The following is a 12,782-nucleotide window of genomic DNA, read 5'->3' on the forward strand; positions in this document are numbered from 1 at the left end:
CAGCAAACTGACTTTAGCCATTTTGCTTTGCTTGCTGCGATCAGCGAAGCCTTGAATTCTACACCGAGTTTTGAAGACCGGTCAAACTTTTTTTCCTTTGCTGCTTCGACCGACTCACCGTTTGGCTTGTCCGCCGTTTTCAGCAGAGCCTGCGATTATGCCATTCTTTTTTAAATCCTGACAACCTCGAGGGTTTTGCGTCCTTGCCACCGCCCAATTGAGGGGTGCAATTCAGCAGAGCCCTCAATTCTACATCGAAATCTCAGCAGTGTCTGAGCACGCTTGAGATTTTGAATGGGAACCACCGGCGACTGAGGAGTGCCCATCCGTCAGCGGGCCCGGATTATGGCATGCCCCTATGCTACGCCCCCCGCTGACGCCGTTGGTTACAACCTCCCCCAGCCGCCCCCACCGGGCGTGTGGATCTCGAACACATCGCCTGCCCGCATGTCCACCTCTGCGAGGTGGTCCAGAGTGAGTTGACTCCCGTCAGACCGGAGAACCCTGTTGAGCCCCACCTGTCCCGGGGATCCACCTGCCATTCCAAAGGCCCCAAGATGCCGGCCATTGCTGAGAATGCTGGCTGTCATCGGCTCTAGGAACCGGATACGGCGAACGCCGCCATCCCCACCCACTCGCCGCCCAGCTCCGCCAGAGCCGGTGCGGATCGAGTAGCTTTCCAACCGGACCGGGAACCGGTGTTCGAGCACCTCAGGGTCGGTCAGACGTGAGTTCGTCATGTGTGTCTGGACCACTGAAGTGCCGTCGAAATCGGGGCCCGCACCGCTTCCGCCGGCAACGGTTTCATAGTACTGATAGCGGGCATTCCCAAAGGTGAAGTTGTTCATCGTGCACTGACTGGACGCGAGCACCCCCAGCGCGCCGTAGAGTGCATTCGTGACGCACATGGATGTTTCAACGTTTCCAGCCACCACCGCTGCGGGCGGGCTAGGGTTCAGCATGCACCCGGGAGGGACGAGAACCTGCAGCGGCTTTAGGCAACCTGCATTCAGAGGAATGTCGTCGTCTACCAGCGTCCTGAAAACATACAAGACGGCTGCCATGCAGATGGCAACAGGCGCGTTGAAGTTGTTTCCCTGCTGCGGCGAGGTACCGGCAAAGTCGATGGTCGCCTGACGCAGCGCCACATCGACGCGCACGGCCACACAGATCTGCGCACCGTTATCCAGGGGCAGCGTGAACGCGCCGTCCTGAAGATTGGTGATCACACGACGAACCGACTCCTCCGCGTTGTCCTGGACGTGCTGCATGTATGCCTGCACGGTGCCCAGTCCGAACTCGGCGACCATTTTGCGCAGCTCGATCGCGCCAGTCTCGTTGGCTGCAACCTGCGCCTTCAGGTCCGCCAGGTTCTGCTGCGGATTCCGGCTTGGCCACGGGCCGCTCGAAAGCAGCCCGAGCAGTTCGTCGACCTTGAACTCCCCCTGGTCCACCAACTTCAGGTTGGAGATTCGCACGCCCTCTTCTTCGATCCGGCGTGAAAACGGGGGCATGGAACCAGGCGTAGTGCCTCCGATATCGGCATGGTGACCGCGACTGCCCACGTAGAACACTGGCTCTGCCTGGTCAAGGTACACGGGCGTGATCACCGTCACGTCCGGCAAATGGGTGCCTCCGCGATACGGATCGTTAAGCACAAAGACGTCGCCCATGCGCATGGTCGACGCGTTGTCACGGATCACAGTCCGGACGCTTTCGCCCATGGAGCCCAGATGCACCGGCATGTGCGGCGCATTGGCAATCAGTTGCCCCTGCGCGTCGAACAACGCGCAGGAGAAATCGAGCCGCTCCTTGATATTGACGGAATGGGCTGTGTTCTGCAGTTGCAGGCCCATCTGCTCCGCAATGTTCATGAAGAGGTTGTTGAAAACCTCCAGCAGGATCGGATCAGGACCGGCGGCAGGGGCGGCCATGGATTCGGCCAGCCCTTCAGGCGCGGGCCGCCTGTTCCATGCAACGGGACAGGCGCGCCATGTGCTGCAAGGCGCCCCGCGTCAGCTCGATCTGCTTGCGGCGGGCATCTTCGGTGTCGGCCAAGATGATCCATCCTTTTTCTCGCATCGACTTCAGTCGCCCATGGATGGTGGCTGGGGCACCAAGCTCCGCCTTGGCCATCATGTCACGCACGGACAGTCGGGACTGCTGCTGCCGTGCGGACGCGACGAACCCCAAGATGCGCTCCTCCAGCGGATCCAATGGCGGCAGCGAAGGCAGCCCGCGGATAGCTTCCGACAGTTGGAGAAAGCGCAGATAAACCTCAGCGCTCGAACGGGACTTCTTCAAAGCCGAATCCTCTTTCACGAATGGCCTGCGGTGTGTGCTAGAACGCAGGCTTGCTGACAAGCTAGTTGATCCTAGCAGGAAGAAGATGAGAACGGTGAATTGGCGCCTCGAGCTGGTTTTCGCGCTGCTCACCATGGTGTTGTTCTTGACCGCCGTGGTGATCAACAGCTGGCTGTTCCAGAAGCTGGAGCACGTGCCGGGGATCAACTGGATCTACCTCCCCGCTGGCATACGGCTGCTGTGCACCCTCCTATTCGCCCATGCCGGTGCATTCGGACTGCTCATCATTTCGTGGGTGGTGAGCTTCTTCTATTTTTTTCCGCACGATCCCGAGCGCGCATTCGTCGGCGGAATCATCGGCGGACTATCCCCTTACCTTGCCTATCTCATTGCGCAACGCTTCTGGGGCTTGGCCGCCTCCCTGGCGAACCTGGGGGCAAAACAACTGCTGTGGCTGAGCGTTGGCTATGCATTTGCCAATTCGTCGATCCACCACATCTATTTCGCGATCCGCGGCCAGCCGGACTTGCTGCAGGGTTTGACCGCCATGTTCATCGGGGACCTCGGCGGCACCCTGCTCGTGCTCTACGCCTGCAAGCTCGGGCTGGCGCTATCGCTGCAAAGCGTCCGCGGCTAGACGGCGAACTGGTCGAGCGACTTACCCTCTTTCAGGACGCGGACCACCCATTCAGGCTTGCGCCCACGTCCCCCCGCCCAGGTCTCGCCGTTGGGCCCGCGGTAACGGATGGCTTTGGGCTGTCCGCCGCGGGTGCCGGTGCGCCGCACCGCCGGTGCCGCGTGGAAACCGAGATCGCGCGGCGAGATGCCGTACAACTCCATTTTCGACTTGATGTCGGCAATCGCCTGCTCGATTTCCATTTGCCGAAGCTGCTCTGCTTCCGCCATCAATTTTTCGGCTTGGGCTTTGAGCTCGAGATAAGTCGCCATGCAATCTCCATCAGTTCGCAAAACAGCTAATCTAGCCGAACTGATTGCGCCACGCCAGCAATTCCGGAAAAGCGATATTGCTCGCAGCGGTCAGCGCCTTTCCAGCAGCAAATGGCCAGCGGCGTTCACCGAAGCCGTCCAGCCCGGCTCGACCACTGTCGTTGCATTCGTTTCTGAAATGACTGCGGGGCCGTGAACCGCGGCGCCTGCAACGAGGTCAGAGCGCACGAGCAGGGCTGCGCTGTGCCACCCGCCACCCGAGTACAGGCGCACATGCTCTCGCACAAAGGCTGTCCCCGGCGCGCGCCCTGCTTGCACCGTCTCACTTGGCGCATCGCCAGGCACGATCAGTTCCACGGACACCGCTTCGATGACGATCGACTTGTCCCGCATCAGGAAGGTGAATCGCCGCAGGTATGCCGCCTCGAATGTTTGAACGATTTCCGCCTCGAAGCCGAAAGGGACGATCAAGGCCGTGTCGCTCCCTTGGTATCGCACATGCACCCGGGGCCGGACTTCCAGGTCGAGATCGGACACGCCCTGGCGGCGCAACTCTGCCCGGCCGTCCTCTGTCAGTTGATCGATCACGCCCCTCGCTGCCTCGAGCCCTTCCTGAGAAAGCGCCTGCTCGATAGCGCGTTGCCGCATCAGCGTCTGCTCGGCCAGGCCCATGCCGTAGGCCGACAGCACGCCCGCCATGGGATGAACGAACACGCGGGGCATGCCCAAGGCTTCTGCCACCCGGCACGCATGCTGTCCGCCGGCGCCTCCGAAACACTGCAGCGTGTAACGGGTCACGTCATAGCCCCTGGCCACGCTGATCTTCTTGATCGCATTGGCCATCTGCTGCACCGCGATATGGATGAAACCTTCCGCCAGTTCCTCGGGTGCTCGCCCGACCTGCTGGGCCAGTGACCCGAACCCGCGGCGCACCACCTCGTCGTCAAGGGGTTGATCGCCCTTGGGTCCGAATACCCGGGGAAAGTAAGCCGGCTGGATCTTACCCAGCAGCAAATTGGCATCGGTCACCGTCAGCGGACCCCCGCGGCGATAACTCGCCGGCCCCGGGATCGCACCAGCACTCTGCGGCCCCACCCGCAGGCGCGCTCCGTCGTAGACAAGGATGGACCCGCCGCCCGCCGCCACCGTGTGGATGCTCATCATCGGCGCGCGCATGCGCACCCCCGCCACCTGAGTCTCGAACTGCCGCTCGAACTCTCCGGCGTAGTGCGAAACATCGGTCGAGGTGCCACCCATGTCGAAGCCGATGACCTTGGCGTGTCCGGCCATCGCGGCCGTGCGGGCCATGCCGACGATGCCGCCGGCCGGCCCCGACAGGATGGCGTCCTTGCCCTGGAAGGCCTGCGCGTCGGTCAAGCCGCCGGAAGATTGCATGAAGAACAGGCGCACTCCCGGCATCTCCCGCGCCACCTGGTCCACGTAGCGTCGCAGGATCGGCGAGAGATAGGCGTCCACCACGGTGGTGTCTCCACGACTGACGAGCTTCATCATCGGACTGGTCTCGTGCGACGTGCTGACCTGGCTGAACCCGGCTTCGCGCGCCAGCCGCGCGGCTGACTGCTCGTGCGCCGTGTAGCGCCAGCCGTGCATGAAAACGATTGCCACGCTCGCCAGGCCTTCGGCACGAGCCGCCTTCAGCTCGGCAGCCAGGTGGGCTTCGTCCAGGGCCTGCACCAGGTCCCCATGGGCACCCATTCGCTCGTTCGCCTCGATCACCGCGGCATACAGCATCTCCGGCAGGACGATGTGCCGATCGAACAGGCGTGGACGGTTCTGGTAGGCGATCCTCAATGCATCGCGGAAGCCGCGCGTGGTCACCAGCAGCGTCGGTTCGCCCTTGCGCTCGAGCAGGGCGTTGGTGGCGACCGTGGTGCCCATCTTCACGCACTCCACCTGCTCGGGCGTGATCGCCTCGTCGTCGCGCAACTGGAGCAAGTGGCGGATACCCGCGACGGCGGCGTCCGCATACTGCTCCGGGTTGTCCGACAGCAGCTTGTGGGTCACCAGCGATCCGTCGGGGCGGCGGGCCACCACGTCGGTGAAGGTCCCACCACGGTCGATCCAGAATTGCCAGCGGGGAGCGGGAGCTGAAGCCGTCATGGGAGGCATTGTGTCGCCCCGCCGGCCAGCTAGCGCGGCCGGCCGAACACCTGGGCCCAGTAGATGCCGCCGCGGCTGGCCTCGTCGACAGCGAAAGCCACGCCCATGTGCGTGAACGGCCCGTGCATCAGGTTGGCGCAGTGCTCCGGACTGTTCAACCAGCCCTGTACGACCGCGCGCGCCGTCTGCTGCCCGGCTGCCACGTTCTCCCCCACGTCTCGCCAGTCGAAGCCGGCCCGCGTGGCGCGCTGCCCGACCTTGCTGCCGTCGCTGCCGGTGTGCCCCAGGAAGCCGTGCCGAGCCATGTCGCGGGCGTGGACCTCGGCCGCCCGGTGAAGCGCCGGACTCCACTGCAGCGACCCGGCCGCCGGGAAGGACTCGCTGCCGCAGCGCCGCGGTTGCGAGCGTGCCTGGTTCACCAGCGCCAGGACCTCGCGCGAGACCTCGTCCGATCGGGCGGCCTCGGGCGGGCTGAAAGGATTCGCCAGCACGATCCAGGTGCGTTGGCCCTGTCGATGAATACCCACCTCCTCGAGCCCCGGATCGAGCAGCGAATCGCAATAGCGGCTGCTCACCGCATCCACGAGGGCCGGCACGCTGCCATAGCCGCCGAGGCTCATCTGCACCCAACGGTTGGCGCGGTAACCGGCCTCTCGCATGGCCTCTTCTGCCGAGCGGCCCTGGGCCAGTCGACGCGCCACATCGGACAAGGCCGGCACCTCCCTCAGGGGCTGCGGCACACCCGCCCTCCCCCCGCACCCGCTCGCGCGCACATCGGACAAGCCTTGGGTCAGGCCCTGCGACCCCTGGGACTGGGCCGCCGCCGGCCCCGCGGCCAGCACGGCGATGGTGAGCAACCCAAGGACCGGAATGAGGCGGCGCATAACTCTGCGACGCCGCTGGGGCTGAAAAGTGCCTCCGGCAGAGCCGCGCATCAAAGGGCGTCGCCCCAGCCGCCCCCCAGCGACCTGAAGAGGGCCACCTGGTTCAGCAGGATCTGCAGCCGCGTCTGGATCTCGGCCTGCTGGGCCGCGAACGCGGAGCGCTGGGCATCCAGCAGCTCGAGGTTGCTGGACACGCCTGCGTCGTAGCGCATCCGGGACAACCGAAGCCGCACCGACTCGGCCTCGGCGACCTGGCGCTGCGCCCGCAACTGTTCGGCCAGCAACGCGCGGCTGGCCAACGCGTCCGCGACTTCGCGGAAGCCTGCCTGAATGGCCCGCTCGTACTGCGCCACGGCGATCTCGCGCGACACCTGGCTGGCCCGCAGGTTGGCCTGGTTGCGGCCGGCGTCGAACACCGGCTGCAACAGCTGCGGCGCCGCGGTGAAAGCCCAGGTGCCCCCCTTGAACAGACTGGTCAGTTCGGTGCTGGCCGAGCCGACGCCCGCGGTCAGCGAAATCCGCGGGAAGAAGGCGGCGCGGGCGGCGCCGATCTGGGCGTTGGACGCCAGCAGCTCCATCTCGGCGCGGCGAATGTCCGGACGCTGCACCAGCACCTGCGACGGCAATCCCACCGGCAGTTCCGGCAGCGACACCTTGGACAGCGGCACCGCCACCCGGAACTGCGGTGGCCGCGCCTGCCCCAGAAGGAGGTTCAGCGCGTTGCGGTCGAGCGCCTGCTGCCGCTGCGCTTGCGCCAGCGCCACCCGGGCGCTCTCCGTGAGCGACTGCGCCTGGCGCAGGTCCAGTTCGGACGAGGCGCCGTTGTCGAAGCGCAGTTGCACCAGCCGCTGCGATTCCTCGCGCGTGGCCAGGGTCTGCCTCGCCAGCTCCACGCCTTCCTCGTCCGCCGCCAGGTTCAGCCAGGCTGCGGCCACCGATCCGACCAGTGCCACCTGGGTGGCGCGACGCGCCTCCTGCGTCGCCAGGACCTGCGCCCGTGCCGCTTCCGACAAACTGGCCAGGCGGCCGAAGAAATCGATCTCCCAGGCCGACACCAGCAGGCCTGCGCTGTATGTGGTGACCGGATCACCCGGGCCATTGCGGCCGCGGTTGACATTTGCACCCGCGCCCACCGCCGGCAACCGCTCGGCGTCCCGGATGGCGAACTGCGCGCGTGCCTGCTCGATCGCCAACGCGGCCGCCCGCAGGTCGCGGTTGTGATCCAGGGCAATCGTGATCAGCTCACGCAGCTGCGGCTCGGTGAAGAAGGTTTCCCACTCCAGGTCCGCAGGCGCCGTGGCAGCGGCGGTGGTCGCGCCGTCGTAGGGAAACCGCTCGGGCACCGGCGGCGCGGGCCGCTCATAAGCCGGAATCATCGACCCGCAGCCGGCCAGCGAGGCCAGCGCCAGCGCGGCGCCCAGGATTCGTCGCTGGAATCCGCTCATACCTGATCTCCCATGCTTGCGCCGGTGGGCAGCTCGCGATCCATTTCGTGGGCGTGCAAGCGCCGCTGCCGCTCGCTGCCCTTGAAGATGCCGCGCACCACCACGAAGAAGACGGGCACGAAGAACACCGCCAGTGCCGTGCCGGTCAACATCCCGCCCACCACGGCCGTGCCGATGGCGCGTTGGCTGGCCGAGCCCGCGCCGCTTGCCAGAGCCAGCGGCAGCACGCCGAAACCGAAGGCCAGCGACGTCATCACGATCGGCCGGAACCGCAGGTGCGCGGCGGCCAGGGCCGACTCGACCAGGCTGCGGCCCTGCGCCTGCAAGTCCTTGGCGAACTCGATGATCAGGATCGCGTTCTTGGCCGACAAGCCGATGATCGTGATCAGCCCCACCTGGAAGTACACGTCGTTGGCATAACCCCGCAACCAGGTCGCGACCAGCACGCCCAGCACTCCCAGCGGCACCACGAGGATCACGGCCAGGGGAATCGACCAACTCTCATACAGCGCCGCCAGGCACAGGAACACCGCCAGGATCGCGAAGCCATACAGGATCATGGCCTGCGCCCCGGCGAGCTTTTCCTCGCGCGACTGGCCCGTCCACTCGTAGCCGAAGCCCGGCGGCAGCTGCTGCGCCAGCCGCTCCATCTCCTGCATCGCCGCCCCGGTGCTGTAGCCCGCAGCGGGCGCGCCCGAGATGCGCATGGCCGGATACCCGTTGTAGCGGACGGTCTGCATCGCCCCCGTGACCCAGCGCGTGCTCGCGAAAGCCGACAGCGGAACCGGCTTGCCCTGGTTGTTAATCGCATTCAGCCGCAGCAGGTCCTCCGGCTGCATGCGCGCCGGGGCGTCGGCCTGGACCAGCACGCGCTGCAAGCGGCCCCGATTGGGGAAGTCGTTGACGTAGCTGGATCCCAGGGCGGTCGACAGGATGGAGTTGATCGCATCGAAGGACACCCCCAGCGCCTGCGCCCGGTCGCGGTCGATCTCAAGCTGCAGCTGAGGCGCGTCTTCCAGGCCATCGGGCCGCACCTGCGCGAGCACCGGGCTCTTGGCCGCCAGCCCCAGCAGCTGGTTGCGCGCCGCGATCAGCGCCTCACGACCGGCGCTGCCGCGGTCCTGCAGCCGGAACGTGAAGCCGGACGCCACGCCCAGCTCGGGGATCGGCGGCGGACTGAGCGGAAAGATGAACGCGTCACGAATCCCGGAGAGCGCCATGAAGGCGCGCCCGGCCACCGACTGCGCCGACTCCGAGGCATCCTCGCGCTCGTCCCAGGGCTTGAGGGTCACGAACGCAAGCCCGGCGTTCTGGCCTTGGCCCGAGAAAGAGAAGCCCAGCACGCTCACGATGCTTTGCACCTCGGGCTGCTTGAGCACGTATGACTCCACCTGCTCCATCACGTTGCGGGTGCGCTCCACCGTGGCGCCCGGCGGCAGCTGCACGTTCACCAGCATGTTCCCCTGGTCCTCCGAAGGCAGGAAAGAGGTCGGCAGGCGGGTGTACATGAAGGCGGCCACGCCGGCGATCACCAGATACAGCAGCAGCCAGCGCGGCGCGCGCCCGAGCATCCGCGCGACCCAGCCTTCATAGCCGTGGGCCGTGCGGTTGAAGCCGCGGTTGAACCAGCCGAAGAAGCCACGCTTGGCATGGTGGTGCCCGGCCTCCACTGGTTTGAGCAGGGTGGCGCACAAGGCCGGCGTGAGCGACAGCGCCAGGAAGGCCGAGAAGGCGATCGACGACACCATCACCGTCGCGAACTGGCGGTAGATGTTGCCGGTGGATCCGGCGAAGAACGCCAGTGGCACGAACACCGAGATCAGCACCACCGTCACGCCGACGATCGCGCCCTGGATCTGGCCCATGGCCTTGCGCGTCGCCTCGCGCGGCGGCAAGCCCTCCTCGCTCATGATGCGCTCGACGTTCTCCACCACCACGATGGCGTCGTCCACCACGATGCCGATCACCAGCACCATCCCGAACATCGTCAGCACGTTGATGGAGAACCCCAGCGCCAGCAGCGTCGCGAAAGTGCCCAGCAGCGCCACCGGCACCACCAGCGTCGGGATCACGGTGTAGCGCCAGTTCTGCAGGAACACGAACATCACCAGGAAGACCAGCACCACGGCTTCGAACAGCGTCATCACCACCTGCTGGATGGAGATGCGCACGAAGCGCGAGCTGTCGTACGGAATCTCCCACTTCACGCCAGGCGGGAAGAAGGGCTCCAGCTGGCTCATGCGCTCGCGCACCGCATCGGCGGTGTCCAGCGCGTTGCCCGCCGACGTGAGCTGCACCCCGATGCCGGTGGACGGCTGGCCGTTCAGCCGGGCGGCGGTGGAAAAGTTCTGCGCATTGAGCTCGACCCGCGCCACATCGCCCAGCCGGACGGTGGAGCCGTCGGTGCTGGCCCGCAGCACGATGTCGCGGAACTGCTCCGGCGTGCGCAACTGGCCATTGACCACCACCGTTGCCGCGACTCCCTGCCCCGCCACGTTGGGCAGGTCGCCGATGGTGCCGGCCGAGACCTGCGCGTTCTGCGCCCGGATGGCGGCATTGACCTCGGCCGCGGAGAGCCCGAAGGAAGCCAGCTTCTGCGGGTCGATCCATACGCGCATCGCCTGTTCGGTGCCGAACAGCTGCGCCTGGCCCACGCCGGGCAGCCGCTGGATCTCGGGCACCACGCTGCGCGAGGCGTAGTCGCCCATGTCCACGGGCGTGACGTTGGGGTTGTCGGAGGACAGGATGATGAACAGCAGGAAGTTCGACTGCGCCTTGTCCACGCGCACACCCTGTTGCGTCACCGCCTGCGGCAGCCGCGGGCTCGCGCGCGACAGGCGGTTCTGCACGTCCACCTGCGCCAGCTCCGGGTTGGTGCCGGGCGCGAAGCTCAGCGTGATCTGGCCCGAGCCGTTGGCCTGCGCCACCGACTCCATGTAGATCAGGCCCGGGGAGCCGTTCATCTCCTGCTCGATGACGCTGATCACGCTTTGCTCCAGCGTCTGCGCCGACGCACCCGGATAGGTGGCGTTGATCACGATGGAGGGCGGCGCCACTGGCGGGTACTGCGCGATCGGCAGCTGGGTGATCGACACCGTGCCGACCACGATCAGGAACAGCGCGATCACCCAGGCGAAGATCGGCCGGTCGATGAAGAAGCGGGACATGCCGGTGCCCCTCAGGAACGCGTTGCGGGGGCGGGCGACGCGGCGGGCGCGGGCTTGCCGTCGTTCCAGGGCACCGGTTTGACCGGCGCGCCGGGACGCATCTTCTGGAACCCGTCGACGATCACCTGCTCGCCGGCCTTCAGGCCGTCCAGGATCACCCACTGGTTGCCCTGCGACTCACCCACCGTCACCTGGCGTACCTCCACCTGGCCCTGCGGTCCAGCCACCATGACCGAGTCGCCCTTGTCGCTGCGGGTCACCGCCTGCTGCGGCAGCAGCACGGCATTGCGGGCCTCGCCCTGCACCACCCTCACCCGTACATACAGGCCGGGCAGCAGCGCGCCTTGCGGGTTGGGCACCTCGCCTCGCAGCGTCACCTGGCCCGTGGCGGGGTCCACGCTCAAGTCCGAAAACAGCAGCCGTCCCGCGTGCGGGTACACGCTGCCGTCCTCGAGCAGCACCTGCACGCGGGCGCCGCCCTCGCGGGCCCGTTCCAGCTTGCCTTCCTGGAAGGCGCGGCGCAGCGCCAGCACTTCGCCGGCGGACTGCGTGAAGTTCACGTACAGCGGCTGGATCTGCTGGATCACCGCCAGCGGCGTCGGTTCACCCTGCCCCACCAGCGCGCCCTCGGTCACCAGGGCCCGGCCGATGCGCCCGGAGATCGGCGCCGTCACCGTGGCGTAACCCAGGTTGATGCGGGCGGTCTCCACCGCGGCGCGACCGGCCACCACCTCGGCTTCAGCCGACTTCAGCGCGGCCACCGCATTCGCGTATTCCTGCTTGCTGATCGCGTTCGCCTCGACCAGCGGCTTGTACCGCTCGGCCAGGGCGGTCGCGTTGGCCAGGTTGGCCTGGGCGCGGGCCAGCGTCGCGTCGGCGCTGGCGGCGGCGGCCCGGTACGGCGCCGCGTCGATCCGGAACAACGGCTGTCCCGCCTTCACGTCCGACCCCTCCCGGAACAAGCGCTCCAGCACGATGCCGGCCGCGCGTGCCCGCACCTGCGCCACGCGGGACGCCTCGAGCCGGCCGGGCAGTTCGGTCACCAGACCGACCGATCCCGGCTGCACCGTCACCACGCCCACCTCGGGCGGCGGGGGCGCGGCAGGCGCGGCCGCCGGAGCGGGTTGGGAGGTCTTTCCGCAGGCGGCCAGCAAGGTCGTCACGAGGAGCAGTGCGAGGAATCGGAAGGTGGGCTGCGTGGCCGGCATGGATCGCCTTTTGCGCGAAATCGATGGAACCGCGCAGTATACATACACGCGTGAATGTATAGTCCGCCCATGCCACGACGCACGAAGGAAGAGGCCCAGGCCACCCGTCACGCCCTGCTCGATGCGGCCGAGCGCGTGTTCCAGCGCCAGGGCGTATCGGCCACCTCCCTGGCCGACATCGCCGCCGAGGCGGGCGCGAGCCGTGGTGCCATCTACTGGCATTTCCAGGACAAGGCCGACCTGTTCAAGGCCATGCTGGAGCGGGTCAGCCTGCCGCTGGAGAACGTGCTGCACGACGCGGCCGCGCAAGGCCTCGACCCACTGGACGCGCTGCGCCAGGCGCTGATGCACGTGCTCCACCGCGCGGTCAACGATCCCCGCACCCGGCGCGTGTTCGAGGTGGCGACGCAGAAGGTCGAGTACGTCGGCAGCCTCGGCGCCGTGCGCGAGCGTCATCTGGCCGTGCGCGAGAGCTGCCTGGGCGATATCCGTCGGCTGCTCGCCGAGGCGGCCCGCGCCCGCGGGACCGACCTGTCGCCGCAAGCCGCGGACGCCAGCGCGCGCGGGCTGCACGCCCTGATGGATGGCCTGATCCAGAACTGGATGCTGGACACAGCCGCCTTCGACCTCGAAGCCTGCGGCCGCCGCGCCCTGGACGCCTATCTCGCGGGCCTTGGCGTTTCACCCTCCGCGTAGCCGCGCGCA

8 protein-coding genes and 2 pseudogenes are annotated in these 12,782 nt (G+C 66.9%); 2 read left to right on the forward strand and 8 right to left on the reverse strand.

The genetic code is table 11. From position 1 onward, the window contains the following. Positions 1-386: 386 nt before the first annotated feature. Together JI739_RS23790 and JI739_RS23795 are read right to left on the reverse strand one after the other, a co-directional pair. Positions 387-1,910: pseudogene (locus JI739_RS23790) on the reverse strand (hydantoinase B/oxoprolinase family protein); the annotation flags it as partial. 40 nt (positions 1,911-1,950) lie between these two features. Continuing rightward, on the reverse strand, positions 1,951-2,304 hold the full coding sequence (locus JI739_RS23795) for a winged helix-turn-helix domain-containing protein (RefSeq protein WP_201686519.1): 354 nt from the start codon (positions 2,302-2,304) through the stop codon (positions 1,951-1,953). Between the two features lie 94 nt (positions 2,305-2,398). Here JI739_RS23795 and JI739_RS23800 point away from each other — a divergent pair, with 94 nt between their 5' ends. After that, complete coding sequence (locus tag JI739_RS23800) at positions 2,399-2,941, forward strand: hypothetical protein (protein ID WP_354003797.1); 543 nt, start codon at positions 2,399-2,401, stop codon at positions 2,939-2,941. On the opposite strand, the gene JI739_RS23805 is transcribed toward JI739_RS23800, so the two are convergent. The 6 genes and pseudogenes from JI739_RS23805 to JI739_RS23830 form a co-directional block, all read right to left on the reverse strand. Continuing rightward, a complete protein-coding gene (locus JI739_RS23805; protein ID WP_201686520.1) occupies positions 2,938-3,252 on the reverse strand; it encodes an H-NS histone family protein in 315 nt (104 codons plus the stop codon). The genes JI739_RS23800 and JI739_RS23805 overlap by 4 nt on opposite strands. A 96-nt stretch (positions 3,253-3,348) precedes the next feature. Beyond that, positions 3,349-5,373, reverse strand: a pseudogene (locus tag JI739_RS23810) (hydantoinase/oxoprolinase family protein); the annotation flags it as partial. 29 nt (positions 5,374-5,402) lie between these two features. Continuing rightward, positions 5,403-6,257 (reverse strand): CAP domain-containing protein, encoded by an 855-nt coding sequence (locus tag JI739_RS23815; RefSeq protein ID WP_201686522.1) that lies wholly within the window; start codon positions 6,255-6,257, stop codon positions 5,403-5,405. Between the two features lie 50 nt (positions 6,258-6,307). After that, positions 6,308-7,702 carry an efflux transporter outer membrane subunit gene (locus JI739_RS23820; RefSeq protein ID WP_201686523.1) on the reverse strand — a complete coding sequence of 465 codons (1,395 nt, stop codon included), beginning with the start codon at positions 7,700-7,702 and terminating at the stop codon, positions 6,308-6,310. Beyond that, the gene (locus JI739_RS23825; RefSeq protein WP_201686524.1) at positions 7,699-10,869 is read right to left on the reverse strand and encodes an efflux RND transporter permease subunit; all 3,171 of its coding nucleotides are present in this window, start codon (positions 10,867-10,869) and stop codon (positions 7,699-7,701) included. The genes JI739_RS23820 and JI739_RS23825 overlap by 4 nt, the downstream gene beginning before the upstream one ends. An 11-nt stretch (positions 10,870-10,880) precedes the next feature. Then, entirely contained in the window at positions 10,881-12,077 is a 1,197-nt protein-coding gene (locus JI739_RS23830) for an efflux RND transporter periplasmic adaptor subunit (protein WP_201686525.1), read from the reverse strand. A gap of 69 nt (positions 12,078-12,146) precedes the next feature. Here JI739_RS23830 and JI739_RS23835 point away from each other — a divergent pair, with 69 nt between their 5' ends. After that, the gene (locus JI739_RS23835) at positions 12,147-12,773 is read left to right on the forward strand and encodes a TetR family transcriptional regulator (protein WP_201686526.1); all 627 of its coding nucleotides are present in this window, start codon (positions 12,147-12,149) and stop codon (positions 12,771-12,773) included. Positions 12,774-12,782 lie beyond the last annotated feature (9 nt).

Source organism: Ramlibacter aurantiacus (assembly GCF_016722895.1).
Taxonomy (GTDB): Bacteria; Pseudomonadota; Gammaproteobacteria; order Burkholderiales; family Burkholderiaceae_C; genus Ramlibacter; species Ramlibacter aurantiacus.

Excerpts from the sequence above, each read along its gene's own strand:
- JI739_RS23805 (WP_201686520.1), bottom strand. The coding sequence starts at position 3,252 with ATGGCGACTTATCTCGAGCTCAAAGCCCAAGCCGAAAAATTGATGGCG.
- JI739_RS23815 (WP_201686522.1), bottom strand. The coding sequence starts at position 6,257 with ATGCGCCGCCTCATTCCGGTCCTTGGGTTGCTCACCATCGCCGTGCTG.
- JI739_RS23820 (WP_201686523.1), bottom strand. The coding sequence starts at position 7,702 with ATGAGCGGATTCCAGCGACGAATCCTGGGCGCCGCGCTGGCGCTGGCC.
- JI739_RS23825 (WP_201686524.1), bottom strand. The coding sequence starts at position 10,869 with ATGTCCCGCTTCTTCATCGACCGGCCGATCTTCGCCTGGGTGATCGCG.
- JI739_RS23830 (WP_201686525.1), bottom strand. The coding sequence starts at position 12,077 with ATGCCGGCCACGCAGCCCACCTTCCGATTCCTCGCACTGCTCCTCGTG.
- JI739_RS23835 (WP_201686526.1), top strand. The coding sequence starts at position 12,147 with ATGCCACGACGCACGAAGGAAGAGGCCCAGGCCACCCGTCACGCCCTG.